Source organism: Citrobacter sp. H12-3-2 (assembly GCF_009649895.1).
Lineage (GTDB): Bacteria > Pseudomonadota > Gammaproteobacteria > Enterobacterales > Enterobacteriaceae > Citrobacter > Citrobacter portucalensis.
In genome coordinates this window covers 2,883,208-2,909,751 of record NZ_CP045837.1, presented here as the reverse complement: position 1 = coordinate 2,909,751, position 26,544 = coordinate 2,883,208, and the positions used below count along the sequence as shown (strand labels likewise).

Genomic DNA, 26,544 nt, shown 5'->3' with positions numbered 1-26,544 from the left:
TCCGGCTTACTACGATATGAACGGAAGGCCGGAACAGGCGCAAGCGCGCTCCGGCATCAAACAGATTACTTCAGTTCATCAACCATGGTGATGGCGCGACCAATATAATTGGCAGGTGTCATTGCTTTCAGGCGAGTTTTCTCTTCTTCCGGCAGCGCCAGACCGTCGATAAACTGCTTCATACCTTCGGCGTCAACGCGCTTACCGCGGGTCAGTTCTTTCAGCTTCTCGTACGGCTTCTCAATACCGTAGCGACGCATCACGGTCTGAATCGGCTCTGCCAGAACTTCCCAGTTATGGTCCAGTTCATCCAGCAGATGATCGCGGTTCACTTCCAGTTTGCTCACGCCTTTCAGCGTGGACTGATAGGCGATCAGCGCATAGCCAATACCTACGCCCAGGTTACGCAGAACGGTAGAGTCAGTCAGGTCACGCTGCCAGCGGGAGACCGGCAGTTTGCTCGCCAGGTGCTGCAGAACCGCGTTAGACAGACCCAGGTTACCCTCGGAGTTTTCGAAATCAATGGGGTTAACTTTGTGCGGCATGGTGGAAGAGCCAATTTCACCCGCGATGGTTTTCTGTTTGAAATGGTTCAGCGCCACGTAACCCCAGACATCGCGGTCAAAGTCGATCAGGATGGTGTTGAAACGGGCGATGCAGTCAAACAGCTCGGCAATGTAGTCGTGCGGCTCAATCTGCGTGGTGTACGGGTTCCACTGGATGCCCAGCGAGGTGACAAACTCTTCGCTGAACTGATGCCAGTCAACTTCCGGGTAAGCGGCGATGTGGGCGTTATAGTTACCGACTGCACCATTGATCTTACCAAGAATTTCAACCTGGTTGAGCTGACGATACTGACGCTCCATACGGTAAGCCACGTTAGCCATTTCTTTGCCTAGCGTAGACGGGGTGGCTGGCTGACCGTGGGTACGGGAGAGCAGAGGAATATCGCGATACTGTACAGACAGATCTTTCACCGCGTCGATAAGCTTACGCCAGTACGGCAGAACCACTTCGTCGCGTGCGGTTTTCAGCATCAGCGCGTGAGACAGGTTGTTGATGTCTTCAGAGGTACACGCAAAGTGGATAAATTCTGAAACGGCATGCAGTTCCGGGATATCCGCCACTTTCTCTTTCAGGAAATACTCAACTGCCTTCACATCATGGTTGGTCGTACGCTCAATGGTTTTGATGCGCGCAGCATCTTCTTCATTGAAGTTAGCGACGATCGCATCAAGGAAACCGATTGCGTCGGCAGCAAAAGCAGGAACTTCCTTGATCGCTGCGTGCGCGGCCAGTTTTTGCAGCCAGCGTACTTCAACCTGTACACGGAATTTCAGCAAACCGTATTCGCTGAAAATCCCGCGCAGCGCGCTGACTTTATCGCCGTAGCGTCCATCGACAGGGGAAACGGCGGTCAGTGAGGATAATTCCATAGATCACAACTCCGGGGTTAAATGAGCAAGAATTTGTTTTGCCTGAGTCGTCAGGCGATTACGAGAAAACATGAGTTGCAGACGGCCTCCACCAACCTGATGCCAGAGCACGGCAGCACGGATGCCAGCCAGCAGCGAAGCGCGTACTTTAGCCTGTACCTGTGGACTCTGAAGGATGGCCGGGGAACCCGTGACCTGAATACGCGGGCCGAGTGGGCTGATGACGTCAACATAAATGCCAGCCATCGCACTCATCAACGTTTCTGACTGCAAATCAAAATGGTCCAGCTGGCGCTGCAAGCCGCTAATACGGTCTCCCAGCGTGTCCATAGCGCCCTTGGCCGCTGACAGCTTACGCTCCAGCACCATCAGGCTTAGCGTATAGCGGGTGAGTTCCGCGTTCAGCCCCTGACGACTGCTGGCGTTCAGCACGCCAAGCAGCGTTTCAAGGCCAAGACGCAGGTTGGCTTCGCTGCCGCCAAACACGCCCAGCGTAGAGCTGGGATTCATGTCGATGACACTGTTCAGTGAAACGTGTAATGCATCGGCATCACAATGCCCCTGGTGCGCCAGTTCCTGCACCAGGCGTGCCGACTGACAAATGCCTGCCAGGGCGAGGGTGATGTCATAATAATTCTTTGCCACGTTCACTGCTTCCTTGTATCAAATGTGTAAGTAATTATACCGGCAGAGGCAATCGTTGTTCGATAATGCCGCCGCCGAGGCACACTTCGCCATTGTAAAAGACAGCCGACTGACCCGGCGTGACCGCCGCGACTGGCTCGTCGAAAATGACTTCAATACGCTCAGCATCCAGTGCCTTAACGGTGCACGGAATGTCGGTCTGACGATAGCGGGTTTTCACCGTACAGCGCATGGTGCCGGTGAACGGTTCGCGATCGACCCAATGCAGCTGTTGCGCCACCAGGCCAACGGACATCAGACGTGGATGTTCATGCCCCTGAGCGACAACCAGAATGTTGTTCTCAACGTCTTTATCCACCACATACCATGGATCTTCTGTCCCTTCTTTCGTTCCGCCAATACCCAGACCTTTACGCTGACCTAAAGTGTGGTACATCAGCCCCTGGTGCTGGCCAATCTCTTCGCCGTCAACGGTGATGATTTTGCCTGGCTGAGCCGGCAGGTAACGACCAAGAAACTCGCGGAACTTACGTTCGCCAATGAAGCAGATGCCGGTGGAGTCTTTTTTCTTGGCCGTAATCAGACCAAGATCTTCGGCAATTTTACGCACCTGCGGTTTTTCCAGTTCACCGACCGGGAACAGGCTTTGCGCGATTTGCTCATGGCCGAGCGTATAGAGGAAATAACTCTGGTCTTTATTGCCATCGAGCCCACGCAGCAGGCGGCTTTTGCCGTCGACATCCGCGCGACGCACGTAGTGACCGGTGGCGATGTAATCGGCACCTAAATCTTCGGCGGCAAACTCAAGGAAGGCTTTAAACTTAATTTCTTTATTGCACAGAATATCCGGGTTTGGCGTACGGCCCGCTTTGTACTCTTCAAGGAACAGTTCAAAGACGTTGTCCCAGTATTCTGCGGCAAAGTTGACGGTATGCAGTTCAATGCCGAGTTTGTCACAGACAGCCTGCGCATCCGCAAGGTCGGCGGCCGCTGTGCAGTATTCCTCGCCATCGTCCTCTTCCCAGTTCTTCATGAACAGGCCTTCTACCTGATAGCCCTGTTGTTGTAACAGCCAGGCAGAAACGGAGGAGTCGACACCGCCGGACATGCCGACGATCACTTTTTTTGGGCTTTCAGACATAGGAATACTCACGACATTGAACTTCAAGGCGGCATATTCTAGCACGCAGCCCTTTACTTGACACCCTCTGTAAACGGCCAGTTAAATTCGCCGATCATGGCCAGTGGGTAGCGCTGTCCGCTCTGATAACAGCGAATACTCTCCGCAACCAACGGCGAACGCAGGTTTGGCGCAGAGAAAATCTCTTCTGCGCTGACCCAACGACAGCAATCTATATCGCTGTCATGAGGTTCTGTAGCGCACATATTGGCAAGCTCAATAGAGAAAAGAAAACGCAAAAAGGGCGTTTTGTCCGGTGCAATCCATTGATGCATACGAATGAAATGCTGCGGCTGCGCTTTAATGCCCGTTTCTTCCCACAGTTCGCGTGCTGCGGCTTGCACCAACGTTTCATCGGCTTCCAGGTGTCCTGCAGGCTGATTCCACAAGGCTTTGCCATTGATCGTTTCTTCAACGACTAAGAATTTATCTTCTGCATGCACAATGCAAGCGACCGTGACGTGCGGTTTGAACATATTTTCCCCTTATTCCTCAGCAAATCCTTCGGCAACATCTGGCCAGCTAATTTCGCCGCTGGCCTTGTCGATACTAATATAAGCCACAGGAGGCGACGTTTGTGGGTCGGCCCCTCCACGGCACAATGCGGTTTGATGATCCTCGCGCACGATAATCTCAATGGCCTTTTTAGCATTCCAGCTTTCATAAAAAATACATTGGTGGTCGTGACGTAGCCCAAGGGTGGCGACTCTCGTTGCTTTGTCTGTCGACAGCGGGTTGATGTCGTCGCGATAGTGGTCACCGCTGTTTATAGCTTGTAACTGCGACTTTTTTAACCAGCCGCGTATGATTTGGCGATCGGTGGTGTAATAGACCGCTTCCATAAAATCATCGTTGGATTGTTCTTGTACAGAGACGAGGTCGCCGGGCACTAAAAATACGGACGGGCTGCGACACTGTTCGGTTGGCATCGCATAGAACCATGCGCGGGTGTCTCCTGTTACCTGATAGTGGTTTGTGGAGGAGGAGGGTAAGAACCCGCGCTGCGACATCGCTTTATTTGCCCATGTCTGGCAAGACGCGCTTACTGCAAGCGGACTGGATAACGGCGTTAATCCATTAACCGAGACCCAGCCGGTGGCGAAGGTTCCTTTAGCGTCCCGATAACGTACGTAACGATAAGGCTCATCTTTGGAAAGCATGCCCGTGCTTTTGTAGCGCTGTGAACTCCTGAGCACCTCGACGGTGTCGCCATTGACCATGAACGCGGGGAGTTGACACTCTGTTGCTGGTGCAGAATAGAAATGCAGGCGTGAGTCGGTTTTTACTTTGGCAGACTCATAAAGGTAGTTTGCCTCTCCTGCTGCTGTTCCGGCAATCGTCTCACAGTCCAGTTTTGCTGAACAAAACGGTGACGCGCCGAGCAGGATGAATGCTGCAAAAAGCTGCTTATCCATTTTTTTTCATTCTTCCCTGTTAACACTCACGTTAAACCGTACGGTTACGATTTCAGTTCCCGCCACTCGCCGTTAGCAAGATTTTCCAGCGTGTAATCCCCCATGGCATAGCGGATGAGGCGCAGCGTAGGAAATCCAACATTCGCTGTCATACGACGTACCTGACGGTTGCGACCTTCATATAAGGTAACTTTCAACCAGCTGGTGGGAATGTTTTTCCGTTCCCGAATCGGCGGATTTCTCGGCCACAGCCATACGGGCTCCTCTACTACTTCAATGCCTGCGGGTAGCGTGGGGCCATCATTGAGCGTTACTCCGTTACGCAGGGCGTCCAGCGCTTCTGCTGTCGGCTCGCCTTCAACCTGGACGTAATAAATTTTCCCGGTACGCTTACCAGGTTGCGTTAACCGCGCCTGCAGCGCGCCGTCATTGGTCAGCACCAAAAGCCCTTCGCTGTCCCGGTCGAGTCGGCCCGCCGCATAAATTCCCGGCACGGGAATAAAATCTTTTAACGTGCTTCTGCCAGCCTCGTCAGTAAATTGTGGCAAAACATCGTAGGGTTTATTGAACAAAACCACGCGTTTTGGCTGGTTTTCTTTACGCTGCTTAGTGACTTGTCGTGAGCTGAATCGCTCAACCCGGTGATTTCTAAAAGAAGTTTTTTGCATGGTATTTTCAGATTATATCAATTGCCGCATTATAGCCTAAGAACGAGTGTCTTTCATGGCGGCGAACAATAGGGTAGTATTGACACGCTCATTACAAATCATTAACAAAAGGTTGCTCTAACGCATCCGTGTAGCAGGACGCAAACGCGCATGCAGCGTGATGACAGACGAGCAGAACCAGAAGCGCTCGAAGGAGAGGTGAATGGAAAGCAAAGTAGTTGTTCCGGCGGAAGGTAAGAAGATCACCCTGCAAAACGGCAAACTCAACGTTCCTGAAAATCCGATTATCCCGTTCATTGAAGGCGACGGTATCGGCGTTGATGTAACCCCACCGATGATCAAAGTTGTCGATGCTGCTGTCGAGAAAGCCTATAAAGGCGAGCGTAAAATCTCCTGGATGGAAATCTACACCGGCGAGAAATCCACTCAGGTTTATGGCCAGGACGTCTGGCTGCCTGCTGAAACCTTAGATCTGATTCGTGAATATCGTGTTGCCATTAAAGGCCCTCTGACCACTCCTGTTGGCGGCGGTATTCGCTCTCTGAACGTAGCTCTGCGTCAGGAACTTGACCTGTATGTCTGCCTGCGTCCGGTGCGTTATTATCAGGGCACACCAAGCCCGGTTAAACACCCTGAACTGACCGACATGGTCATCTTCCGCGAAAACTCCGAAGACATCTACGCGGGTATCGAGTGGAACGCTGACTCTGCCGATGCTGAGAAAGTGATTAAATTCCTGCGCGAAGAGATGGGCGTGAAGAAAATCCGCTTCCCGGAACATTGCGGCATTGGTATCAAACCGTGTTCTGAAGAAGGGACTAAACGTCTGGTGCGTGCAGCGATTGAATACGCCATCGCCAACGATCGTGATTCAGTTACCCTGGTACACAAAGGCAACATCATGAAGTTCACCGAAGGCGCGTTCAAAGACTGGGGTTACCAGTTAGCGCGTGAAGAATTCGGTGGTGAACTGATTGACGGCGGTCCATGGGTGAAAATCAAGAACCCGAAAACCGGTAAAGAGATCGTGGTTAAGGACGTTATCGCCGATGCGTTCCTGCAACAGATCCTGCTGCGCCCGGCTGAGTATGACGTGATTGCCTGTATGAACCTGAACGGTGACTACATCTCCGATGCGCTGGCCGCACAGGTTGGTGGTATTGGTATCGCGCCGGGTGCAAACATTGGTGACGAATGCGCTCTGTTCGAAGCAACCCACGGTACTGCACCGAAGTATGCAGGTCAGGATAAAGTGAACCCAGGTTCCATCATTCTGTCTGCTGAAATGATGTTACGCCACATGGGTTGGGTAGAAGCGGCTGACCTGATTGTTAAAGGTATGGAAGGCGCGATTAACGCGAAAACCGTAACCTATGACTTCGAACGTCTGATGGACGGCGCTAAACTGCTGAAATGCTCAGAGTTTGGTGACGCGATCATCGAAAACATGTAATCCAGATCTTGGGTTGTATGAGAACGGGAGCCGAGAGGTTCCCGTTTTTTTGTGCACAGGAAACCCCCCAGCTAGGCTGGGGGGCCGGAAAGCTTTCAGCTTTGGGCCAGTTATTAAAACCCCTTTTGATTTGTTAAAACACTTTACGGTCTGGCAACTGCAAGGGTTAAACAAGAAATCAAAAGGAGGTCCCAATGAGGGACGAAAAGAGCTTAGCGCACACCCGATGGAACTGTAAATATCACATAGTTTTTGCGCCCAAATACCGAAGGCAAGCATTCTACGGGGAGAAACGTAGGGCGATAGGCAGCATCTTAAGAAAGCTGTGTGAGTGGAAAAACGTGCGGATCCTGGAAGCGGAATGCTGTGCAGATCGTATCCATATGCTTGTGGAAATCCTGCCCAAAATGAGCGTATCCGGCTTTATGGGGTATCTGAAAGGTAAAAGCAGTCTGATGTTGTATGAGCAGTTTGGTGATATGAAGTTTAAATACAGGAACAGGGAGTTCTGGTGCAGAGGTTACTACGCCGACATGGTAGATAAGAACACGGCGAAGATAACTGCCTGCAGGAGTACATCAGGACACAATGCCTGAATTAACTGAGCCAGCTTAATTGCGGATTTCATATACCTGGGTGTCCAATCAATTAAGCACAGTACAGTGACATAATCATGCGTCATGTCGCCGCAGTGTTCCGCATTAACTATGACTGTAGCCCGATGTGGTGATCCTTCACGCGGGTTTGTCCCTTAAGCCAGCTTCTACGGTGCTGAGTGGAAGAAACCGGACTACTAGTTCAACTATCATTATATTAATGGATTATTGTTCTCAACATCTTCCATGTATAAAAGCGTATCGTCAACAGAGTAGTAATGCCGTTTGTTATCATTGACATCCGTAACCCATCGGAAAACGCCAGCATTGACAAGTGTTGCAGTATATTCACGAAATGTGGATTTCCCGGAATAATGAATCTGGGCTGCTTTTTTTACTTGTTCCGGGTTCTTATTTGTACTGACTTTCAATAAGTCTCTTTTCCCTCTTATTAATATTACTTCATCATTTTCTGTCACAACTCTGATGTTATCAGTAGCCAGGTAGTAAATATAATAAGCAATATTCTGGCGTTTTAGTTCAGAGTAAAACCACGGAAAGTTATGTTCCTTTCTCACTTGCTCAAACATCTTTTCAAGAACATCAACCTGATCCATCAGGGTTATAACCTATTGTTAGTCATGAGAGCGTATAGTGTGCACGAACGGCTTTATCACTTCAATCTGGTCTGACTTCTTGGTGCGGACAGCAAAGCCATGAGAGCAATTGCGCACAGCCCATATACGCGTGCGCACCCGGTGCGTGCAATTATTCTTTTGCTGAAAGTTTGTACGGAAATACATGTAGAGCGTTAGCTGCTATGGGGTAAACGCCCAGGCCTTCTGTTCTGGCTTTGATTTCCTCGAAAGAGAGTGAAGGGGAGGGTTCTCGTCCGCCCCACAGATTAATGCCTTCAGGAACATCGTCCCGGCTGTACTCCTCGGCGATCTCGATGGTTCCGCCACTATTCAATTCGATGACAACGCTTTTTCCGTCAACAGGAATCAGGTTACCGTCATTGTCTGTGATAAAGATTTTCATTTGATTACCTCTTATTAGTGCATTCCAATGATAGCAAAATTGGATGAGGTGCAACGCCGGTTTTGTACTGCAAATTTCAGTAATGATTTTATCGATAAATTAGTAAGTTACGTTGTTATTGAGGAAATGTGACTGGGCGCATGGCGATTTCTGTTTCTGTCTACCATGCTCTTTAGTAACAAATTTGAATACGTCAATGTTTATCGCAACGACCGATCGACTTTCACCACAGGACATGAGAATGCGCAAAGCACTTTTACCGCTAACTGCTGCGGTGTGTCTTTTTTTAATCGGTGTTTTTATTCTTAATATGCAGCTTTGGTATTCCTCCTCGATGGAAACCCTCGGGGGGGCCAGATATGCCGCGAAAAATATGGATAACATACTTGATGAAGCTTTCCAGGCAACCCGTACCGCTATGCATATCGCTGAAAAAAAATGCGATCTGGAGGGACAATACCAACTTGGAACCGAAGCTGCGCTCCGACCCCATTTGCGAACGCTGATAATTATTCGACAGGGGAAGGTTTGGTGTACATCTTTGCCGGGTAATCGGATATTACTTAAGCGTATTCCCGTCATAGCTGATACTAATTTACAACTGACTCCCGCAAGCAATACCGAGAATGAAATACCTGTTCTGCTGTATCAAACACGTTTTCGCACAGGCCGTATCATCGTCACCATAAGTGGCGTGCATATCCGAGGGGCACTGAATGTCCCGTTAGCGGGAGTAACGTACTCGTTGCTTGTGGGTGACGCAGTACTCGGTTTAATGGGAGATGTGAAACCTGTTGCTGCAAATGCGCAGAAGTTTGGCCAAGTGAATTCCGCGAAATATTCCTTCAGCATCATTTACGCTGAACCACCATTGTTTAGTGCTAACAGGCTGATCAGGCATGGCGGAGGGATCCTGATTTTTATCCTACTGATATCGCTCGCCGCCGCATATGCCATTGATAAGTATCTGAACAAGAACGATACCCCTGAAGAAACGTTGCGCAGGGCGATAGTAAAAGGAGAGATCGTGCCTTTTTATCAACCTATCGTAAATGGTCGCGAGGGGACGTTACGCGGTGTTGAAGTGCTGGCCCGATGGAAACATCCAAAAGCCGGATATATCTCTCCTGCTTCCTTCATTCCCGTCGCTGAAAAATCAGGCCTGATAGTGCCACTAACTCAAAGCCTGATGAGGCAGGTCGCGGAAAACATGAACGCCATTGCCAGCAAACTGCCATCCGGCTTCCATGTCGGCATTAACTTCAGCGCATCCCATATCACATCCCCTACATTCGTGCAGGAGTGCCTGCATTACAGGGATAGTTTTAACCGCGATGACCTCAATCTGGTAATCGAAGTTACTGAGCGCGAGCCGTTAGATGTGGATGAAGATCTTGTGCAGAGGCTCAATATCCTGCATGAGAATGGCTTTGTGATTGCGCTGGATGATTTTGGTACGGGCTATTCTGGGCTTTCTTATTTGCATGACCTGCACATTGATTACATTAAAATCGATCAGAGCTTTGTGGGAAGGGTAAATGAGCTTCCCGATTCAACCCGAATTTTAGATTGTGTCCTCGATCTGGCTCGTAAACTATCTTTAAGCATCGTTGCAGAAGGGGTTGAAACAAAGGCTCAGCTTGATTATCTCAACAAAAACAACATTGTTTTCCTGCAAGGGTACTATTTCTATAAACCAGTAACCTTCACTGAGTTCGTCATGATTCTGCTGTCAAAGCCTAAAGTGAAGGTTTTTGTCGAATAAATACAAGATAACCTAATTGATGAAAAGTGAGCATGAAATCTGCTTCGATAGCAAAAATCCGACGATTATCTTTATCGTGAGACAAATCTCAGATTCTGTTAGTTAAAATCTATACCCTTATCGATGTGGTGGTTATTTATGTTTTCATATACAGCAACTGGATAATGGTATGGCAGATATAACATTCGCGATGGAGCGTGATTCAAGTCATAGAGCGGCGAAAAATAAGTTGGATGTGCGAAGCAAAGTGAAGAACACAAATCGCAACCAGCTTGCGATTGCCGCAGTCTTGTTTTTAGGCGGTATCGTCGGGGTTATTGTTTTGGCATTATATCTTATGGTGCAGGAAGGGGTGTTTCTGTATTAATTGTTTAAATATTCTTATATGTTAAAATAAGTTGCTGATTATATCTTGTGTCTTCTTTCAATAATATTCTGCTGGTCGGGGTATTAGTGTGCCCCGACCAGCAGGATCTTATAAAATTAGAACTGATAATTTAAAGATACCCAGTAGTTACGACCAGGGTTTACGTACCCAGTGGTGGATTGCGCCGTTTGATAGTAATCACCTGCGTAAGTACTATTACGCCCCACCTGATACAATTTGACCTCACTAAAGTCTTTATCCAGCACGTTATTAACCGCCGTATTAAGCGTCAGATCTTTGGTCAGCTTATAAGACATCCCCATATCGACAACGGTCCAGGCTTTTAAATCAGCGCCTTTATCGTCATAGACGGCCTTTTGTACCGCGCTAAGGTTGTCGTAATTTTCGGTAAAGCGTGGGGCTTTGCCGCGATAACGTGCGCTGAGCCAGGTGTTCATATCTTCCGTTGCCTGCCAGTTCAGACGGGCGTTAGCCATATGTTTTGGTGTGTAACTTAATGGCGCGCCTTTATTGTCACCATCTTTTTGCTTGCTCTGAGTGTAGGTGTAGTTGAGAGATAAGGTCAGCACATCCGACCATAGAGGGAAGGTGCTGGCAAATTCAACGCCATCGGTCCTTGCCTTGCCGCTGTTGGTATAGCTGTTGGTATTATCATCGATAGAATATGAGACAATTTTATTTTTGTATTCGGTATAGAAGCCGGTAATGTTGGCGTTAAGTCCGGCGTCGTTCTCGTAATACAGCCCGGTTTCGTAGCTGATACTTTCCTCAGGTTTGAGGTCCGGGTTACCGACCGTATTCACCGTTCCCTGCGCGGTTACACCGCTGATCCCGTTATGCAACTGGCTTAGTGATGGTGCTTTATAACCTGTCGTTACGCCGCCTTTGAACGTCCAGGCGTCGGAAACGTCCCATACCATATAGGCTCGTGGGCTGAGATGACCGCCAAAGACATCGTTATGCTCATAGCGTGTTCCTGCGGTTAAGGCCAGCGAGTCGAGAATATGCCATTCATCTTCCGCATAGGCTGCCCACGTTTTTTGATGGAACGTCTCGCCGGTATTGGCCAGTACCACACCATCTTTCATCCGGGCATCCCAGTATTCTCCGCCAAGGGTTAAGAGGTGCGAATCACCTAATGGCGTCAGCAGCACTGAGTCAAGAATGACGTTGGTGTTCTTCAGTTCACGCGCGTCACCGGCCCGGCCTGCGTTCTCTGGTGTGAGTGCGGAAGATACCAATTGCCGGCCTTTGTTTTCGGTTTCATTCCAGCCGAGGGAGGATTTCCAGGTGCCGAACGTTAAGGCTGTATCGTGGCCGAGGGTCACTTTGTTACGCTCATAGCGTAGCGTTTTATCATACCCCCCTGTCAGGTTGCCCAACTGCCCGTCATCGTTGTCATAGCGCTGTCTGGCGGAGTCGAGATCTAACCACAGCGTATTGTTCTCATTGGTTTTCCAGTCGAGGCGCGTGCCAATATTATAGTTTTCCGATTCGGTAGGATAAGGTACGCGGGTGGAGGCGGTATCGCTGAGGGAGGTGACGCTGGAACCCTGACGCTGGGTTGTGCTCCCCCGAACCTGCATATCCAGTACGCCCGCAATCAACGGGCCGCTTGACCAGAAGTTGGCGACCGTACTGTTACCCCATTTATTACTCTCTTGCAGGTTAACGCCGGTATTGATGGAAGTGCTCCATTTATCGGTGCTTTTTTTGGTGATGATATTCACCACACCACCGATTGCGTCGGACCCATAAAGCGTCGACATCGGGCCGCGGATCACCTCAATATGATCGATTGCCGCCAGCGGGGGCATAAAGCTGGTATTCATGGCAGAGAAACCGTTTGGTGTTACGTCGCTGCTGCCGTTTTGACGAATACCGTCAATCAGGATCAAGGTATAGCTGGCAGGCATGCCACGGATGCTGATCTCCAGACCGCCGGTTTTACCGGTGCTGCTTTCAACATCTACCCCTTCAACGGAACGCAGGGCTTCACCTAAGTCATTATATTTATTGGTTTGTAACTCTTGCTGCGAAATAACAGAGACGCTGGCGGCGGCATTGGTGATTTTCTTTTCATAACCGGAAGCGGTTACCACCATGACATCTTCAGCAAATACCAGGGGGCTGGAAAATCCTAAACAGGACAGAACGACAGAGGCAACAGGTTTTAAACGCATAGTCAAACTTCCTTTGTTAAAAATTCAAAGGCAGTAAGATAATTGATGGAAATGATAATACAAATAATTATCATTACAAATTTACATAACTTGTCACTTCTGGTGTTTTTCTTGAATAAATATACATAAATTGTCATGAATTTTAGATAAGGATTTAGCAGGAAGGGCCAATAGTCCGCATAGGCAATTATTAGTTCGGGATTAATATTCCTGTGAATAAATGGCGAGGGATTAATCTATTTTCTGAGATTCACATCGTACTCATAACGGAGTATCAGAAAAAAGTATGATAATTTTAGAAAATCGTCATACTTTTCTGCGCCGCATCATTTTTTTCATCATTTCGGTCCGCCATAATCCCTTCCCCAGGAGACTGCTTAACGACGGTAAATCGTTATGCGGCATAAAAATAACGTAAATCTGGATAACATAATGATCAAAGGCAAGCTGGCACTGCTTACGTGCGCATTGACTCTCGCATTAACCTCACCACTTCTTGCCGCGCAAAATGCGAGCGAAGGTCAGACGTTAAAACTGGCAATTGGACCAGAACCAACGGAAGGGTTTGACCCGATGCTGGGCTGGAGTCATGGCAGCTATTTGCTTTTACATGCACCATTATTAAAACAAAATGCAGATATGAGCTGGGGAAACCTGCTGACGGAAAAAGTAGAGACCAGCGCAGACGGCAAAACCTGGACATTGACGTTAAAACCTGACCTTAAATTCTCTGATGGTTCCCCGCTAACCGCTGAAGATGTGGTGTTCACCTATAACAAAGCAGCAAAAAGCGGTGGCAAAATCGACATGGGAAACTTCACCCATGCCAGCCTGAAAGATAACCGTACGGTAGAAATTATGCTGAATAGCCCACAGAGCACTTTTGTGAATGTGCTGGGTTCTTTGGGTATTGTTCCGGCGAAACGGTATGACGAAAAAACATTTGCCAAAAATCCGATTGGCGCGGGTCCTTATCGGCTGGTGAGTTTTCAGCCGGGACAGCAGTTGATCGTGGAGGCTAACCCCTGGTATGCCGGTAAGAAAAATGATTTCAGTAAGCTGGTGTTTGTCTTCCTTGATGAAGATAACGCTTATGCCGCAGCGCGCAGTGGCCAACTGGGACTCGTACGTATCGCGCCGTCGATGGCGGTCGCTCCTCAGCAGACAAATTTGAAACTTTGGGTACGCGATAGCGTGGAAAACCGGGGCATTGTGTTCCCGATGGTTCCTGCAGGTAAAAAAGATGCCAATGGCTATCCGATTGGGAACGATATCACTGCCGATGTTGCCATCAGGCGCGCCATCAACTATGCCATCGACCGTAAGCAGCTTGCCGATCAGGTCATGGAAGGTCATGCGATTCCTGCGTATAGCGCAGTGCAGGGGCTGCCGTGGCAGGGGCAATCCGTTGCGTTCAAAGATGGTGACAGCGAAAAAGCACGCACGATTCTGGAAGAAGCCGGCTGGAAGGTGGGTAAAGATGGCGTACGAGTGAAAGACGGCAAAGAGGCTCGACTGACTTTATGGTACGCCAGCGGTGACAGTACGCGCCGGGATTTAGCCGAAGCTGTTCGCGCAATGCTGGAACCGGTGGGCATTCAGGTATCACTACAGTCAGGAAGCTGGGAAACCGTTGAACGTCACATGCATGCGAACCCGACGTTATTTGGTTGGGGAAGCCTGGATCCGATGGAGCTTTTCCATCATTACAGTAATCAGGCCGCGGGCGTGGAATATTACAACCCAGGTTATTACAGCAATCCTGTTGTTGAACAGCACCTTAAACAGGCTATCGACGCCCCAGACTGGCAAAAGGCGTTACCTTTCTGGCAACAGGTGGAGTGGGATGGTAAGCAAGGGGCTGGCGTGCAGGGCGATTCTGCCTGGGCATGGCTGCTGAATATTCAGCACACTTATCTGGCAAATCCGTGTATTGATTTAGGCAAAGGCGCACCGGAGATTCACGGTAGCTGGTCACTGCTCAATAATCTGGACGAATGGACCTGGACCTGCCGTTGATGAAGTCTGTTGTGGGCCATTTTCTACGGCTGATTGTGCTATTAGTGCTGGTTTCGGCTGGCACTTTTGTGCTGCTCAGTTTTTCTCCAGTCGATCCGATTCGCGCTTATATCGGCAACGATCTCCTGCATGTGCCGCCGGAGCAATATGCACGCATTGCTGCTCGCTGGGGATTGGACCAGCCGCTATGGGAGCGTTTTGGTCACTGGTTTGTTCGTGTATTGCAGGGCGATCTCGGCTATTCCATGTTGTTTAATGCGCCGGTTGCCAGCGTGATCAAGGAACGCTTTTCCACCTCGTTTGCGCTGCTTGGCGGCGCGTGGCTACTCTCCGGCATATTGGGAACGGCAATGGGGTTTGTCGCGGGTCGCTACCTGAATCGCTGGCCGGACAAAGCAATCTGTCGCCTCAGCTATCTGCTTTCTTCGCTGCCGACCTTCTGGATTGGCATGTTGCTGCTGGCGCTATTTGCCGTGCGCTGGCCGGTATTTCCGGTCTGCTGCGCGTGGGAGCCGGGCAACAGCGGCGATATGGTGACGCTGACCGAGCGTCTGCGTCATCTGGTGCTTCCCGTTTGCGCGCTCAGTTTGCTGGGACTGGGGCAAATTACGCTTCACACGCGGGAAAGCATCGCCAGCGTAATGAAAAGCGAATTTGTCCGTTTTGCGCGTTCCCAGGGAGATAAAGGCTGGTCATTGTTACGCCATCAGGTTCTGCGTCATGCAATTACGCCTGCGCTGTGTTTGCAGTTTGCCTCACTGGGAGAACTGTTGGGAGGTGCACTATTGGCCGAAAAAGTCTTTGCTTATCCAGGACTGGGGCAGGCCACCATTGATGCCGGGTTACGCGGCGATCTGCCGTTACTGATGGGGATTGTGTTGTTCAGTACCGTACTGGTGTTCATTGGCAACTCGCTGTCTACCTGGCTTGTCCGTATGTTGAACCGTGCTCTGGAGCGACCTGATGCTCTATAACCCGACGCCGACGCTAATTCGTCTTTTGTTCTCTTTTAGCTGCCTGTTATTCATTGCAGTGTATGGTGCCGCAATGCTGGATAACCCGTTGAGCGTTAATCTGCTTGCCCGTCATCTTCCACCTGATGCGATGTACTGGTTTGGCACCGATAACCTCGGTCGCGATCTGTGGATCCGTTGTTTTCAGGGGGCACTAACCAGTCTGCAAATTGGTATTGGTGCGGCGTTGTGCAGCGGTTTCATTGCGTTAATGATGGCGGCGGTTTCGCGCATACATCCGCGTCTGGATGTGCTTATGCGTCTAATTACTGATGCCATGCTATCGATGCCGCATCTGCTGTTGCTTATTTTGATCTGTTTTACGCTGGGTGGTGGGAAAAACGGGGTAATCATGGCGGTTGCACTAACGCACTGGCCGCGTCTGGCGCTGATCCTGCGTGCTGAAGCGCAGCGCGTGGCCCACAGTGACTATCTGACGTTGACCTGGCGTCTGGGACACGGCCATTTTTACTGCTGGCGGCATCACTATCTACCGGCGTTGTTACCCCAGTGGTTAACCGGGACATTGCTGATGTTTCCCCATGCGGTGTTACACAGCGCGGCGTTAAGCTTCCTCGGTTTTGGACTGGCACCGCATGAACCGTCGCTGGGCCTGCTGCTGGCGGATGCGCTGAGGTTTATCAGTCATGGCGACTGGTGGTTAGTGCTGTTTCCAGGACTGATGCTGTTCAGTCTGGTGATGTTATTCGATCAGCTCGCAAGGGCGGTGCATCGTTTATGGTTACGAGGTGACGCATGTTGAGTTTAAGGCAGGTCTCGCTGGACGTGGCGCGTTATCGCTGGTACGGCGCGAAAAACTGGTCTTCGCTGTTGCAGGATATCTCTTTCGACGTAGCGCCTGGTCAGATGGTGGCGCTAGTTGGGGGAAGTGGGGAAGGTAAGAGCCTGTTGCTGCAATGTCTGCTCGATCTCTTACCAGACAATTTGCGTTTCAACGGCGTTATTACCCTGGAAGGTAAAGCGCTGGGCAGTGATGATATTCGCAAATGTCGTGGCAATACCTTCAGCTACGTCCCACAAGGTATTCAGGCACTTAACCCGCTGCTCTCGATTGAAAAGCATCTGCGCAGGGCATGCCAGCTTTCTGACCAGCAATGGAATGCCGGAAAAATTGAACGATTGCTCCAGCGTAGCCGACTGGAAAGTCGCGTATTAGATGCTTTTCCGCGTCAGCTTTCAGGCGGTATGGCAAAACGTGTTCTGGCTTGTCATGCGTCTCTGAGTCAGGCTCGCTATATTCTGGCGGATGAAATTACCGCCTGGCTTGATGCACCTCTCGCTAATCAACTGCTTGAACAGTTGCGTGAGCAATGTGAGCAAGGGGCTGGTGTTTTGTGGGTAACGCATGACCTCACGCTGGCGGCCCGCCATGCGGATCGTATTGTCGCACTGCATCAGGGAAGGGTGTCGGATAACGTCAGCCGGGAACAGCTGTTACGCGGAGAGATTAGCGAACACCTGCAACGACAATGGCGGGCGCTGCCTGAAAGAAATCAACTTTTTGGAGAGCGCGATGCTGTGCTGTCGTGATGTAACAATCCGTCAGGGGGAAAAGGTTCTGTGGCAAAATCTGACCTTTTCTCTACGCCCTGGAGAACGTATTGGGATTTGTGCGCCCAGTGGAACTGGCAAAACGACGCTGGGACGCGTGCTGGCGGGCTGGCAGAAACCAACTTCCGGTGACATTCTGATTGATGACCAACCGTTGCCGATGCACCAGTATTGTCCGGTGCAACTGGTGCCACAGCATCCAGAATTAACTTTTAACCCCCGACGCAGCACCGGTGATGCGGTGCATGATGCATGGCGACCGGATGCTGCAATGCTTACCCGTCTTCACATCAATCCAGAGTGGTTAACCCGCCGTCCCGGACAACTTTCTGGTGGTGAACTGGCGCGAATTGCTTTACTTCGCGCTCTGGACCCGCGGACACGTTTTCTTATTGCCGATGAAATTACAGCCCAGCTTGATCCTTCTATTCAACGGGATATCTGGGCGCTGCTGCTTGAAGAATCTCAGCGTCGGCCATTGGGTATGCTCATTATCAGTCATCAGCAGGCGCTGCTTGATCAGATCTGCACGCGAGCGCTACTCTCTTAGGTCTCTTTCGCATTTCAGGCAAATAACTAACGTGATCGTAAAAACTATCGCTGTGGCTGCGCTAATGTACGGGGCGGGTGCTTTTGCAGCACATGCTTCCATTCAGGTGGGTTTTTCACCGGAAGGGTCGGCTCGGGCTTTAGTGCTGGATTCAATTAACCATGCGCAGCACAGCATCGATATGATGGCTTATTCATTTCAGTCTGCAGATATTGTTCAGGCCCTGGTAAACGCTGAAAAGAGAGGCGTAGTGGTTCGGGCTGTGATCGATAAGAAACGTAACCAGGGCAAGGTTAGCCAGAAGGCCATCGCGTTTGCTGCCGCGAATGGGGTTGATGTGCAACTGGATGGTCACTACCACATCCAGCATGACAAGGTAATGATTATTGATGGCGACACGCTGGAAACCGGTTCGTTCAACTTTGCCAAATCCGCAGAATTTGCCAACTCTGAAAATGTGTTAGTTATTCGTGACGAACCTGCCGTTGTTGCGCAGTATCAGGCCCATTTTGACAGCCGTTGGAAAATCGCGCACCAGAGCGGTTAAATGCTTCACAACGCCGTTGATTTAAATTTGATGTTATATTATAACATTTCACTCGCAAATGATTTGAGGGTGAAATTTTGGCTATTCGTTTTAAGAAACTGACAATCGCTCTGGGGATGCTTTTAGTCAGTAGTTCGGTTCTGGCGCATGGTCATCATTCCCATGGTGCGCCAATGAGTGAAGCAGAACAAAAGGCGTCGGAAGGGGTATTTGATGACAACCAGGTGCAGAACAGGGCGCTGACCGACTGGGATGGCATGTGGCAATCTGTTTATCCGTATCTGGTCAGCGGCGAACTTGACCCAGTATTCAAAAAGAAAGCGGAGAAAGATAAAAGCAAAACGGCAGAACAAATCAAAGCGTATTACCGTACAGGCTATGCAACCAACGTAGACACTATCGGTATTGAAAATGGCGTGATGGAGTTTCATACCGGGAATCAGGTTGCATCATGTAAATACGACTACGCCGGATATAAAATCCTGAATTATAAATCAGGCAAGAAAGGTGTACGGTATCTGTTTGAGTGTAAAGCTGCTGACAGCAAAGCGCCTAAATATGTGCAATTTAGCGATCATATTATCGCGCCGCGTAAATCGAGCCACTTCCATATCTTTATGGGAAATACCTCGCAGGCAGCCTTGCTTGAAGAGATGGAAAACTGGCCTACCTACTACCCTTATCAGTTGAAGGGAGAAGAGGTTGTGGATGAGATGCTGCACCATTAATCCGGACTAACCTTATCTGTACACACCCGTCACCAGTGGCGGGTTTTTTAATTCATAACCTTCTCTTTCCATCACCCGATGCATTCGTTAGCATATTGTATCGCAGCAAGTGCATGTGTTTTTTCAGGAAGAGGTTAACGTGTTCGCAGAGTATGGAGTTCTGAATTACTGGACGTATCTGGTGGGAGCCATTTTTATCGTGTTGGTACCGGGGCCAAATACGATATTTGTGTTGAAGAACAGCGTCGGTCGGGGAGTGAAGGGTGGTTATCTCGCCGCAAGCGGTGTGTTTATCGGTGATGCCGTGTTGATGTTTTTGGCCTATGCCGGTGTTGCCGCATTGATCAAAACAACGCCCGTTTTGTTCAATATCGTTCGCTATCTTGGCGCGTTTTATCTGCTGTACCTTGGTGCGAAGATCCTGTATGCGACACTGAAATCGAAAGCAAGCGATGCTGCGGCCGAGGAAGTCCCGTTTGGCGCTATTTTTAAGCGAGCATTAATTCTAAGCCTGACGAATCCCAAAGCTATTTTGTTTTATGTTTCGTTCTTCGTGCAGTTTATTGATGTCAATGCACCGCACTCAGGGCTGTCATTCTTTATTTTGGCCATTACGCTTGAAGTAGTGAGCTTTTTCTATCTGAGCTTCCTTATTTTCTCCGGCGCGTTCGTGACACAGTATATTCGCACGAAGAAAAAACTGGCCAAAGTGGGTAATTCCCTAATCGGCCTGATTTTCGTTGGTTTTGCCGCTCGTCTGGCCACGCTTCAGTCGTGATGCTATCGGCCCGCTGGTTGCGGCGGGCCTTCAATATGACGCTTTGCTTTTCATTTATAATTGTAGGGTTATAACCAATAAATGGTATTTTAAATGTATATTTTGAGGCGTACCCTGTGTACAGCAGCGATTCAATAAGACTCGCTGGTTGTCGACTGGAAAAGGGAAGAAAAATGCTTCAAATTCCACAGAATCATATCCATACACGCTCTACACCATTCTGGAACAAAGAAACTGCGCCTGCCGGAATTTTCGAACGCCACCTTGATAAAGGAACTCGTGCTGGGGTTTATCCACGACTTTCTGTTATGCAGGGGGCGGTCAAATATCTCGGATACGCCGATGAACACAGTCCGGAGCCAGTAGAGGTGATGGTTATTGAAGCCGGTCAGTTTGGCGTTTTTCCGCCGGAAAAATGGCATAACATCGAAGTGATGACCGACGACACTTACTTTAATATCGATTTTTTCGTTGCCCCGGAAGTTCTGATGGAGAGTGCAAATCAACGAAAAGTCGTGCGCACCGGCAAGGAGTAAATCATGGGCAAAGCAACCTATACCGTAACCGTGACCAATAACAGCAACGGTGTTTCTGTGGATTATGAAACAGAAGCGCCTATGACATTACTGGTGCCGGATGTGGCAGCAGAAGTGGTCAAAGACTTGGTCAATACCGTTCGTTCGTACGATACCGAGAATGAGCATGAAGTCTGCGGATGGTAGGCGTTAAATACTCTTACTGATTGAATACACAGAATTTTAATGTACTAACCGCACAGCGTTTTGACGGCGCCGTGCGGTTTTTTTATTTGTGTTGAACGTAGTGATGTCCGAAAAAAGATTCCTTAAGAATACCTTAAGAAATTCGCATTGAATGCTAATTGTCGATCATTCACAGGAGTTATGATCGCAAAACAGTAACAATACAGAACATCGCGCTTATGAAACTGAATACCCAAATTACATTCCCCACACTTATTCTAGGACTGGTCATTGTGGCGATCCCGTTCACCGCGAACTGGAATCTTCCGCTGCTTAACGGCACTGTCGTCAGATGGATCGAAAATGGGCAGGCGCTATGGCTACTGTTTGGTGCCGTATTTACCCTTGGCTATATCCGGCCTTTATCACGCCCTGAAGGCGAGAAGCAATTTTGGCTTTGGGCAGCCGTGTGGTGGTTGGTATTGCTGGGGAGAAGCACCAGTTGGGGCCGTGACTATTTCCCGGAGCAGCCTAAACTTCTGTTCAGAGCTATCTCTGTTGTAATGATTTCCATGATTATTCTGCCGGTGCTGTTGTCGAAGCGCTTACGCCTGGATATTGTCCGACGCGTGCGTAATGAACCGCTACCGCTCTGGCTGCTGACGATCACCGCCTGCGCATTTTTGATTTCCGATACGGTAGAGCATCATCGTCTGCTGGCTCCCATCTTCCTGCACAATGTCCAATATGGCGATATGATTGAAGAATTGTACGAACTGCCGTTTATGGCTGGCCTGTTTCTGATGAACCTCGGTTTTATGCAGCGGGATATGCAGGAGGAATCTTCCTCCATCCGCTTCAGTGAACCACACCTGGTAAAGTAATGAGATAAAACCTGAGTCTGGGTATCCAGACTCAGGTGGCGAGGGTGGGGAATTACGCAATGGCCTCACATAAGCGTGATTTCATGTCGCTATACGATTGAGCGGCATACTTTTCAGCCCATCTCTGATCGCTAATGTGCTCGATATTTACGGCACAATATTTGGTTTCCGGCGTTTTCGAGATTGGATCGAGGTTATCCTGGGTCAACTCGTTGCATGCACCAATCCACCATTGATAGGTCATATACACCGTTCCGGAATTGATACGCTCGGATACATCCGCACGGCTGATGACCTTACCCCGACGCGAGCTGACCCACACCAGATCACGATGACGGATACCCAGTTTTTCGGCATCATGGGTATTGATTTGCACATATCCTGGTTCATCAGCCAACGCTTGTAACGCTGCGCAGTTACCGGTCATCGAGCGACAGGAGTAATGCCCAACTTCACGCACGGTACACAACACCAGCGGATAATTGTCATCCGGAACTTCTGCGGGCGCTCGCCACGGTGCGGCAAACAGTTTGCCTTTGCCGTTGGCGGTATCAAACTGGCTGTGCGCGTAAAGGTACGGCGTACCAGGACTATCGAGATCGGGGCACGGCCACTGAACATGCCCCATTTCCCCCATTTTCTCATAGGTCACGCCGTAGAACAGCGGGCACAGCTCGCGCATTTCATCCCAGATTTGTTGGTTATTTTGATACTGCATCGGATAGCCCATTTCGCTGGCCAGCAGGCTGATAATCTCCCAGTCACGCTTTACATCACCGGTGGGTTCAATCGCTTTCTCAAAACGCTGGAAGCCACGATCGGCGCAGGTAAAGACACCGCCATGTTCGCCCCATGAGGTGGCCGGCAGGAGGACGTCGGCCATTTCCGCTGTCTTAGTCATGAAGATATCCTGCACGACGATAAAATCGAGCGCGTTAAACCCTTCGCGAACCAGGCCCAGGTCGGCCTCGGTTTGCAGCGGATCTTCTCCCATGATGTAGTAGGCTTTTATTTTGCCTTCGATAGCAAGGTGAGGAACTTCGGTGATGCGCGTTCCAACCTTGTCATCCATCTGATTAACGTCAATGCCCCATGCGCTGGCGAATTTTTCCCTGACGGCGGAATCGGTCACGTCCTGATACCCCGGGAACTGGTTAGGTAGTACCCCCATATCGCACGCTCCCTGCACGTTATTTTGCCCGCGAACGGGACCAACGCCGACGTTAGGGCGACCCAGGTTCCCGGTCAACAACGCCAGGCTCGACAAACCGCGAACCACATCAACGGCCTGACCAAACTGGGTGACGCCCATCCCCCACATTACGGTTGCCGATGGTGCTGCGGCAAATGTACGCATTGCCTGACGAACCTGCTGTGCGGGAATGCCGGTCAAATGTTCAACGGCTTCAGGCGCATAGCCCTTAACGGTTTCCCAGTATGTTTCCAACCCTTCCGCATGCTTTTGCACATACTCGCGATCGTAGAGTTGCTCTTCGATAAGAACATGACCAAAGGCATTAACCAGCGCCATGTTGCAACCGTTTTTCAACTGCAAATGTTGGTCAGCAATACGGGCGGTTTCAATACGACGTGGGTCGCAAACAATGATTTTTGCGCCATTCTGGCGAGCTTTAATCACTCGTCGGGCCACGATTGGGTGCGAGTCGGCGCAGTTATAACCAAAGATCAGCAGGCATTTTGAGTTTTCAATGTCGCTGATGGAATTGCTCATGGCGCCATTGCCTAACGTTTCCTGTAATCCGGCAACGGAAGGGCCATGACAGACGCGGGCACAACAATCGACATTATTGGTATGAAGTACGCCACGTGCGAATTTTTGCATCACGTAGTTGGTTTCATTTCCGGTTCCCCGGGAAGAGCCGGTAGTCATGATGGCGCGAGGGCCATAGGTATTTTTGATTTCAGATAAGCGTTTTGCGGTGTAACGAATGGCTTCATCCCAGCTAACGGGCGTGAATTTGCCACCTTTTTCATAACGGATCATCGGGCGAGTCAGACGGGGAGTCAGGAGGCGTGTGTCGTTAAGAAAGTCCCAACCATAATAGCCTTTCAGGCATAACTGATTTTGGTTCGTTACACCCTCTGCGGCTTCGGCGCGGATGATTTTGTTATTTTCGACAACAAGCTTGAGCTTGCACCCGGCCCCACAGTATGGGCAAACACTGGTGATTTTTTTCATCAATAACAGACCTGTTAAATGCTGAAATAGCGCGAATTGTAGACGCAGCCGCGCGATAAGCACCGCGGACTACGATTTGTCGTATCGACGGGTTGTTTAAGCATAAAGTGTGCCAGAAGTGAAAACCCAGCAATAACGGGGCTGACGGCAAAAGAGTTAAGCATAATGACTGACGATTCGACATTAATGACGAGGAGCGGCAAAAATTTAGCCTGCCGGTCAGCAGTCATAACCTTATGAAACATCGGAAAAAGATGAAAATATGAAGTGATGACGATCACAAATTTTAATTTTTCAGCGCTATGCTATGCTTTTATACAACGAGTGAATCGTTAATTTAAAAACATAAGTGAGGAAAATTATGGGCATTATTTCATGGGTGGTTTTCGGTCTTATCGCTGGGATTTTGGCAAAATGGATTATGCCGGGTAAAGATGGCGGCGGATTCTTTATGACCATTATCTTAGGGGTTGTCGGTGCGGTAGTGGGTGGCTGGATCAGTACCTTCTTTGGTTTTGGTAAAGTTGATGGTTTCAACTTCGGCAGTTTCGTCGTAGCGGTTATCGGTGCGATTGTGGTGTTGTTTATCTACAGAAAAATCAAAAGCTAAGTAAACATGCAGATAATAAAGGCCACTGATAAGTGGCCTTTATTTTGGTTACCACCACCCCAGTTCCGTGCCCAGAACCACGATGATCGCCACGCCAATCATAATAATCGTTGTTTTTTTCATCGTTATGCTCCCGGCGCAGCGTAGCCGCCAATAAAAAACCAGGATAAGAAAACGACAGCGGAAATGAAAATAATGACAGGGAAAATAATACCGAGTCGCATACGATTATCTACCAGAGTTATTTAAAGACGAGCCAGCATAGCAGGGCTTAATGTACGACAAAAGGGGTTTTATCCTGACGCTTTTTATCCTGATACATTGCGCTGTCTGCAAGATGAAGCGCACAGTTTACATCAGTCTCCAGCGGATCAATTTCCACCACACCCAGGCTGGCACCAGGATAAAACAGATGAATGTCACCCAGGTGGTAGTCACCGCAAATCTGCTGTTGCAGCTGATTTTTCACCTGCTGCAGACGCATAAGTTGATCAAGTTCATCTTCCGCTGACAGGCGAACGACTAAAAATTCGTCACCGCCCAGTCGACCGAGAATGTCATTATCATTACATTCACGGAGCAGGCGCTGCCCAATCTGGATCAGGAACTGGTCACCAACCTCGTGGCCAAAGCGGTCATTAATCAGTTTGAAATCATCCAAATCGATATAGGCGACAACTATCTTCTGCCTGAGATGGCGGGCAAGCGAAAAAAGGGTTTCCACATTTTCAAATATTGCGCGCCGATTCGGTAAACCGGTCAGGGCATCGGTGTAGGAGTGAGCAATCAGCGCAGCGTTCGCTTCACGTAACTGAGCAACCAACGACTCTTTTTGAATCGACTGGGCGATCAGACCGGCAAACAGATGTAATACTTGTTCTCCACGTTGGCTCAATGCCTGCTGGCGGCGGCTGGTAGCGCAGAGTGTACCGTAAAACGTTCCGTCAGGAAGATGAACGGGAGTGCTCAGAAAGGTGGTGATGTCCAGTGCGCGAGCGGCGGTACATTCCGGCCAGCGTGCGGGCACGTTGTCACTGTACAGACAGTTTTCCTCAATAGCGCGTTTGCACAGCGTTTCATCCCACGGCACGGATAGCCCTTCGGGGATCTGCATTTGGCGGCTATTACGCGCATACAGAATATGCTGCAGACGGGCATCCAGATCGACCTTGGTCAAGTATGTGGATTCCATCTCAGTCACCATCTCCAGCATCTCCAAAAGTTGCCGAACCAGACTTTCAACAGACTGCTCCGTGGCTAAGGATTGTGAGACTCTGGCAAGGATCATGTCCGACATGAGATGTAAATACTCCTGAGTGATGACAAGGCTGGCATTGCCCGCATGATAGAACATCAGGGTGAAAGATGAAACATACCAACCGGGTCAAAATGTAAACATAAAATAGAAACCTGGTCGGAAAACATGGAGATACACGGGCTGACGGGGTAATCTGCCGGGATAACATTCTGAACAGGAGTAGAGATGAAACTGACATCTATTGTTTTGCCCGGCTTGCTGGTGCTGGCGGGGTGTACCACACAACCTGAAGCCCCTAAACCACCAAAAATTGGCATGGCGAATCCAGCATCGGTGTATTGCGAACAAAAGGGTGGTTCTCTGATTGCGGTGCAGACTCCGCAAGGTGTTAAGTCTGACTGCAAACTACCCAACGGGGAAGTAATTGATGAATGGTCACTCTGGCGTAGAGATCATCCGGCAACGGCCAAGTAATACGCGGTCAGCATTGACGTAGCCACTCAGCGAGCACCAGTGCGTGGTTTTGCTGGGTATTTTTCGCTGCATACAGTAGCGTTAAGGTTTGCTGCTGGGCAATCTCTGCGAGGCGCTTTCCTTCCTGCTGCTGTTGGGCCAGCTCTGCGCGATATTGCTCGGAAAAGTGTGAAAAATCGATCAGTTCTGCGTGGAATGCTTTGCGCAATTCAGAAGATGGCGTCAGCGTTTTGTTCCATTCGTTGAAAGTAAGGTCAGTCTTTTTTATCCCGCGTGGCCACAACCGGTCGACCAACACGCGATAACCATCGCTTTTTTCTGCCGGGTCATACACGCGTTTACACTGAATCTTCATCTCTTCATCCGCTCCTTTCAGCTACCGCTCAGGTATTGCTCATCAACTTTATTACGGTTAAATAAGATCGTAAAACGTGACCATT

The 26,544-nt window shown here is 49.5% G+C and carries 30 protein-coding genes and 1 pseudogene; 17 read left to right on the top strand and 14 right to left on the bottom strand.

The genetic code is table 11. The features are described 5' to 3' along the window. Window positions 1-65 precede the first annotated feature (65 nt). Genes purB through rluE form a run of 6 tightly spaced genes read right to left on the bottom strand, consistent with a single transcriptional unit; the run spans window position 66 to window position 5,344 of the window. On the bottom strand, window positions 66-1,436 hold the full coding sequence (gene purB, locus GHC22_RS13945) for an adenylosuccinate lyase (RefSeq protein ID WP_003832400.1): 1,371 nt from the start codon (window positions 1,434-1,436) through the stop codon (window positions 66-68). Window positions 1,437-1,439: 3 nt separating this feature from the next. Continuing rightward, window positions 1,440-2,081, bottom strand: a complete 642-nt coding sequence (gene hflD / locus GHC22_RS13940; RefSeq protein WP_003832401.1) for a high frequency lysogenization protein HflD — start codon at window positions 2,079-2,081, stop codon at window positions 1,440-1,442. A 34-nt stretch (window positions 2,082-2,115) separates the two neighbouring features. Further along, window positions 2,116-3,222 (bottom strand): tRNA 2-thiouridine(34) synthase MnmA, encoded by a 1,107-nt coding sequence (gene mnmA, locus GHC22_RS13935; RefSeq protein ID WP_003832402.1) that lies wholly within the window; start codon window positions 3,220-3,222, stop codon window positions 2,116-2,118. Window positions 3,223-3,275: 53 nt separating this feature from the next. Further along, the gene (locus GHC22_RS13930) at window positions 3,276-3,737 is read right to left on the bottom strand and encodes an NUDIX hydrolase (RefSeq protein ID WP_153753290.1); all 462 of its coding nucleotides are present in this window, start codon (window positions 3,735-3,737) and stop codon (window positions 3,276-3,278) included. A gap of 9 nt (window positions 3,738-3,746) precedes the next feature. Further along, on the bottom strand, window positions 3,747-4,676 hold the full coding sequence (locus GHC22_RS13925; protein ID WP_153753288.1) for a hypothetical protein: 930 nt from the start codon (window positions 4,674-4,676) through the stop codon (window positions 3,747-3,749). A 44-nt stretch (window positions 4,677-4,720) separates the two neighbouring features. Continuing rightward, window positions 4,721-5,344, bottom strand: coding sequence for a 23S rRNA pseudouridine(2457) synthase RluE (gene rluE / locus GHC22_RS13920; protein ID WP_137378236.1), 624 nt, complete (start codon window positions 5,342-5,344; stop codon window positions 4,721-4,723). A gap of 202 nt (window positions 5,345-5,546) precedes the next feature. On the opposite strand from rluE, the gene icd reads away from it, so the two are divergent. Beyond that, on the top strand, window positions 5,547-6,797 hold the full coding sequence (gene icd / locus GHC22_RS13915) for an NADP-dependent isocitrate dehydrogenase (protein WP_153753287.1): 1,251 nt from the start codon (window positions 5,547-5,549) through the stop codon (window positions 6,795-6,797). A gap of 194 nt (window positions 6,798-6,991) precedes the next feature. Further along, window positions 6,992-7,357, top strand: a pseudogene (gene tnpA, locus GHC22_RS13910) (IS200/IS605 family transposase); the annotation flags it as partial. A gap of 248 nt (window positions 7,358-7,605) precedes the next feature. Here tnpA and GHC22_RS13905 read toward each other — a convergent pair. Both GHC22_RS13905 and GHC22_RS13900 read right to left on the bottom strand, forming a co-directional pair. Then, entirely contained in the window at window positions 7,606-8,010 is a 405-nt protein-coding gene (locus GHC22_RS13905; RefSeq protein ID WP_103285070.1) for a DUF1398 family protein, read from the bottom strand. 151 nt (window positions 8,011-8,161) lie between these two features. Continuing rightward, the gene (locus GHC22_RS13900) at window positions 8,162-8,434 is read right to left on the bottom strand and encodes a hypothetical protein (RefSeq protein WP_063941461.1); all 273 of its coding nucleotides are present in this window, start codon (window positions 8,432-8,434) and stop codon (window positions 8,162-8,164) included. A 241-nt stretch (window positions 8,435-8,675) separates the two neighbouring features. On the opposite strand from GHC22_RS13900, the gene GHC22_RS13895 reads away from it, so the two are divergent. Both GHC22_RS13895 and GHC22_RS13890 read left to right on the top strand, forming a co-directional pair. Further along, window positions 8,676-10,199, top strand: coding sequence for an EAL domain-containing protein (locus tag GHC22_RS13895; RefSeq protein ID WP_153753283.1), 1,524 nt, complete (start codon window positions 8,676-8,678; stop codon window positions 10,197-10,199). 169 nt (window positions 10,200-10,368) lie between these two features. Continuing rightward, on the top strand, window positions 10,369-10,566 hold the full coding sequence (locus GHC22_RS13890; protein WP_071444734.1) for a hypothetical protein: 198 nt from the start codon (window positions 10,369-10,371) through the stop codon (window positions 10,564-10,566). A 116-nt stretch (window positions 10,567-10,682) separates the two neighbouring features. Here GHC22_RS13890 and GHC22_RS13885 read toward each other — a convergent pair whose 3' ends face one another. Continuing rightward, window positions 10,683-12,770 carry a TonB-dependent receptor gene (locus tag GHC22_RS13885; protein WP_153753281.1) on the bottom strand — a complete coding sequence of 696 codons (2,088 nt, stop codon included), beginning with the start codon at window positions 12,768-12,770 and terminating at the stop codon, window positions 10,683-10,685. 396 nt (window positions 12,771-13,166) lie between these two features. Here GHC22_RS13885 and GHC22_RS13880 point away from each other — a divergent pair, with 396 nt between their 5' ends. From GHC22_RS13880 to GHC22_RS13830, 11 genes are all read left to right on the top strand, one after another. Beyond that, the gene (locus GHC22_RS13880; RefSeq protein ID WP_153753279.1) at window positions 13,167-14,789 is read left to right on the top strand and encodes an ABC transporter substrate-binding protein; all 1,623 of its coding nucleotides are present in this window, start codon (window positions 13,167-13,169) and stop codon (window positions 14,787-14,789) included. Then, a complete protein-coding gene (locus GHC22_RS13875) occupies window positions 14,789-15,763 on the top strand; it encodes an ABC transporter permease (RefSeq protein WP_153753990.1) in 975 nt (324 codons plus the stop codon). Before GHC22_RS13880 ends, GHC22_RS13875 begins: the two co-directional genes overlap by 1 nt. Then, window positions 15,753-16,565, top strand: coding sequence for an ABC transporter permease (locus GHC22_RS13870; protein WP_008784503.1), 813 nt, complete (start codon window positions 15,753-15,755; stop codon window positions 16,563-16,565). The genes GHC22_RS13875 and GHC22_RS13870 overlap by 11 nt, the downstream gene beginning before the upstream one ends. Continuing rightward, a complete protein-coding gene (locus tag GHC22_RS13865) occupies window positions 16,559-17,353 on the top strand; it encodes an ATP-binding cassette domain-containing protein (RefSeq protein ID WP_008784504.1) in 795 nt (264 codons plus the stop codon). The genes GHC22_RS13870 and GHC22_RS13865 overlap by 7 nt, the downstream gene beginning before the upstream one ends. Further along, window positions 17,337-17,924: an ATP-binding cassette domain-containing protein gene (locus GHC22_RS13860; RefSeq protein ID WP_008784505.1), complete on the top strand. Its 588-nt coding sequence runs from the start codon at window positions 17,337-17,339 to the stop codon at window positions 17,922-17,924. Before GHC22_RS13865 ends, GHC22_RS13860 begins: the two co-directional genes overlap by 17 nt. A 31-nt stretch (window positions 17,925-17,955) precedes the next feature. Beyond that, the gene (locus GHC22_RS13855) at window positions 17,956-18,471 is read left to right on the top strand and encodes a phospholipase D family protein (protein WP_003832425.1); all 516 of its coding nucleotides are present in this window, start codon (window positions 17,956-17,958) and stop codon (window positions 18,469-18,471) included. A gap of 116 nt (window positions 18,472-18,587) precedes the next feature. Further along, the gene (zinT, locus tag GHC22_RS13850; protein WP_231133697.1) at window positions 18,588-19,199 is read left to right on the top strand and encodes a metal-binding protein ZinT; all 612 of its coding nucleotides are present in this window, start codon (window positions 18,588-18,590) and stop codon (window positions 19,197-19,199) included. A gap of 139 nt (window positions 19,200-19,338) precedes the next feature. Next, window positions 19,339-19,977, top strand: a complete 639-nt coding sequence (gene leuE / locus GHC22_RS13845) for a leucine efflux protein LeuE (RefSeq protein ID WP_048227040.1) — start codon at window positions 19,339-19,341, stop codon at window positions 19,975-19,977. 173 nt (window positions 19,978-20,150) lie between these two features. Further along, the gene (gene yeaR / locus GHC22_RS13840) at window positions 20,151-20,513 is read left to right on the top strand and encodes a DUF1971 domain-containing protein YeaR (protein ID WP_003030735.1); all 363 of its coding nucleotides are present in this window, start codon (window positions 20,151-20,153) and stop codon (window positions 20,511-20,513) included. A 3-nt stretch (window positions 20,514-20,516) separates the two neighbouring features. Continuing rightward, entirely contained in the window at window positions 20,517-20,699 is a 183-nt protein-coding gene (locus tag GHC22_RS13835; protein WP_003832433.1) for a DUF1869 domain-containing protein, read from the top strand. Window positions 20,700-20,917: 218 nt separating this feature from the next. After that, window positions 20,918-21,562, top strand: a complete 645-nt coding sequence (locus GHC22_RS13830) for a hypothetical protein (protein WP_071444731.1) — start codon at window positions 20,918-20,920, stop codon at window positions 21,560-21,562. Between the two features lie 52 nt (window positions 21,563-21,614). On the opposite strand, the gene fdhF is transcribed toward GHC22_RS13830, so the two are convergent. Then, window positions 21,615-23,762: a formate dehydrogenase subunit alpha gene (gene fdhF, locus GHC22_RS13825; protein WP_071444730.1), complete on the bottom strand. Its 2,148-nt coding sequence runs from the start codon at window positions 23,760-23,762 to the stop codon at window positions 21,615-21,617. 361 nt (window positions 23,763-24,123) lie between these two features. Between fdhF and GHC22_RS13820 the strand changes: the two genes are divergently transcribed. Further along, window positions 24,124-24,372: a GlsB/YeaQ/YmgE family stress response membrane protein gene (locus GHC22_RS13820; RefSeq protein WP_003832440.1), complete on the top strand. Its 249-nt coding sequence runs from the start codon at window positions 24,124-24,126 to the stop codon at window positions 24,370-24,372. Between the two features lie 48 nt (window positions 24,373-24,420). Here GHC22_RS13820 and yoaJ read toward each other — a convergent pair whose 3' ends face one another. Genes yoaJ through GHC22_RS13805 form a run of 3 tightly spaced genes read right to left on the bottom strand, consistent with a single transcriptional unit; the run spans window position 24,421 to window position 25,669 of the window. Beyond that, window positions 24,421-24,495 (bottom strand): protein YoaJ, encoded by a 75-nt coding sequence (gene yoaJ / locus GHC22_RS13815; RefSeq protein WP_095533175.1) that lies wholly within the window; start codon window positions 24,493-24,495, stop codon window positions 24,421-24,423. A 2-nt stretch (window positions 24,496-24,497) separates the two neighbouring features. Continuing rightward, the gene (locus tag GHC22_RS13810) at window positions 24,498-24,596 is read right to left on the bottom strand and encodes a YoaK family small membrane protein (RefSeq protein ID WP_032941789.1); all 99 of its coding nucleotides are present in this window, start codon (window positions 24,594-24,596) and stop codon (window positions 24,498-24,500) included. Between the two features lie 47 nt (window positions 24,597-24,643). Beyond that, the gene (locus GHC22_RS13805) at window positions 24,644-25,669 is read right to left on the bottom strand and encodes a sensor domain-containing diguanylate cyclase (protein WP_153753277.1); all 1,026 of its coding nucleotides are present in this window, start codon (window positions 25,667-25,669) and stop codon (window positions 24,644-24,646) included. Between the two features lie 186 nt (window positions 25,670-25,855). Between GHC22_RS13805 and GHC22_RS13800 the strand changes: the two genes are divergently transcribed. Next, on the top strand, window positions 25,856-26,104 hold the full coding sequence (locus GHC22_RS13800; RefSeq protein ID WP_153753276.1) for a DUF333 domain-containing protein: 249 nt from the start codon (window positions 25,856-25,858) through the stop codon (window positions 26,102-26,104). A gap of 7 nt (window positions 26,105-26,111) precedes the next feature. On the opposite strand, the gene GHC22_RS13795 is transcribed toward GHC22_RS13800, so the two are convergent. Beyond that, a complete protein-coding gene (locus tag GHC22_RS13795; RefSeq protein WP_048235531.1) occupies window positions 26,112-26,459 on the bottom strand; it encodes a DUF488 domain-containing protein in 348 nt (115 codons plus the stop codon). Between the last annotated feature and the right edge of the window lie 85 nt (window positions 26,460-26,544).

Bases quoted from the DNA above. Each gene is read 5' to 3' on its own strand.
- GHC22_RS13820 (WP_003832440.1), top strand. From the start codon at position 24,124: ATGGGCATTATTTCATGGGTGGTTTTCGGTCTTATCGCTGGGATTTTG.
- GHC22_RS13885 (WP_153753281.1), bottom strand. From the start codon at position 12,770: ATGCGTTTAAAACCTGTTGCCTCTGTCGTTCTGTCCTGTTTAGGATTT.
- purB (WP_003832400.1), bottom strand. From the start codon at position 1,436: ATGGAATTATCCTCACTGACCGCCGTTTCCCCTGTCGATGGACGCTAC.
- GHC22_RS13925 (WP_153753288.1), bottom strand. From the start codon at position 4,676: ATGGATAAGCAGCTTTTTGCAGCATTCATCCTGCTCGGCGCGTCACCG.
- fdhF (WP_071444730.1), bottom strand. From the start codon at position 23,762: ATGAAAAAAATCACCAGTGTTTGCCCATACTGTGGGGCCGGGTGCAAG.
- GHC22_RS13795 (WP_048235531.1), bottom strand. From the start codon at position 26,459: ATGAAGATTCAGTGTAAACGCGTGTATGACCCGGCAGAAAAAAGCGAT.
- GHC22_RS13905 (WP_103285070.1), bottom strand. From the start codon at position 8,010: ATGGATCAGGTTGATGTTCTTGAAAAGATGTTTGAGCAAGTGAGAAAG.
- GHC22_RS13810 (WP_032941789.1), bottom strand. From the start codon at position 24,596: ATGCGACTCGGTATTATTTTCCCTGTCATTATTTTCATTTCCGCTGTC.
- GHC22_RS13895 (WP_153753283.1), top strand. From the start codon at position 8,676: ATGCGCAAAGCACTTTTACCGCTAACTGCTGCGGTGTGTCTTTTTTTA.
- GHC22_RS13900 (WP_063941461.1), bottom strand. From the start codon at position 8,434: ATGAAAATCTTTATCACAGACAATGACGGTAACCTGATTCCTGTTGAC.
- GHC22_RS13930 (WP_153753290.1), bottom strand. From the start codon at position 3,737: ATGTTCAAACCGCACGTCACGGTCGCTTGCATTGTGCATGCAGAAGAT.
- GHC22_RS13890 (WP_071444734.1), top strand. From the start codon at position 10,369: ATGGCAGATATAACATTCGCGATGGAGCGTGATTCAAGTCATAGAGCG.
- yeaR (WP_003030735.1), top strand. From the start codon at position 20,151: ATGCTTCAAATTCCACAGAATCATATCCATACACGCTCTACACCATTC.
- mnmA (WP_003832402.1), bottom strand. From the start codon at position 3,222: ATGTCTGAAAGCCCAAAAAAAGTGATCGTCGGCATGTCCGGCGGTGTC.
- GHC22_RS13880 (WP_153753279.1), top strand. From the start codon at position 13,167: ATGCGGCATAAAAATAACGTAAATCTGGATAACATAATGATCAAAGGC.
- GHC22_RS13865 (WP_008784504.1), top strand. From the start codon at position 16,559: ATGTTGAGTTTAAGGCAGGTCTCGCTGGACGTGGCGCGTTATCGCTGG.
- GHC22_RS13860 (WP_008784505.1), top strand. From the start codon at position 17,337: ATGCTGTGCTGTCGTGATGTAACAATCCGTCAGGGGGAAAAGGTTCTG.
- GHC22_RS13800 (WP_153753276.1), top strand. From the start codon at position 25,856: ATGAAACTGACATCTATTGTTTTGCCCGGCTTGCTGGTGCTGGCGGGG.
- rluE (WP_137378236.1), bottom strand. From the start codon at position 5,344: ATGCAAAAAACTTCTTTTAGAAATCACCGGGTTGAGCGATTCAGCTCA.
- GHC22_RS13830 (WP_071444731.1), top strand. From the start codon at position 20,918: ATGAAACTGAATACCCAAATTACATTCCCCACACTTATTCTAGGACTG.
- zinT (WP_231133697.1), top strand. From the start codon at position 18,588: ATGCTTTTAGTCAGTAGTTCGGTTCTGGCGCATGGTCATCATTCCCAT.
- GHC22_RS13870 (WP_008784503.1), top strand. From the start codon at position 15,753: ATGCTCTATAACCCGACGCCGACGCTAATTCGTCTTTTGTTCTCTTTT.
- GHC22_RS13805 (WP_153753277.1), bottom strand. From the start codon at position 25,669: ATGTCGGACATGATCCTTGCCAGAGTCTCACAATCCTTAGCCACGGAG.
- GHC22_RS13835 (WP_003832433.1), top strand. From the start codon at position 20,517: ATGGGCAAAGCAACCTATACCGTAACCGTGACCAATAACAGCAACGGT.
- icd (WP_153753287.1), top strand. From the start codon at position 5,547: ATGGAAAGCAAAGTAGTTGTTCCGGCGGAAGGTAAGAAGATCACCCTG.
- GHC22_RS13875 (WP_153753990.1), top strand. From the start codon at position 14,789: ATGAAGTCTGTTGTGGGCCATTTTCTACGGCTGATTGTGCTATTAGTG.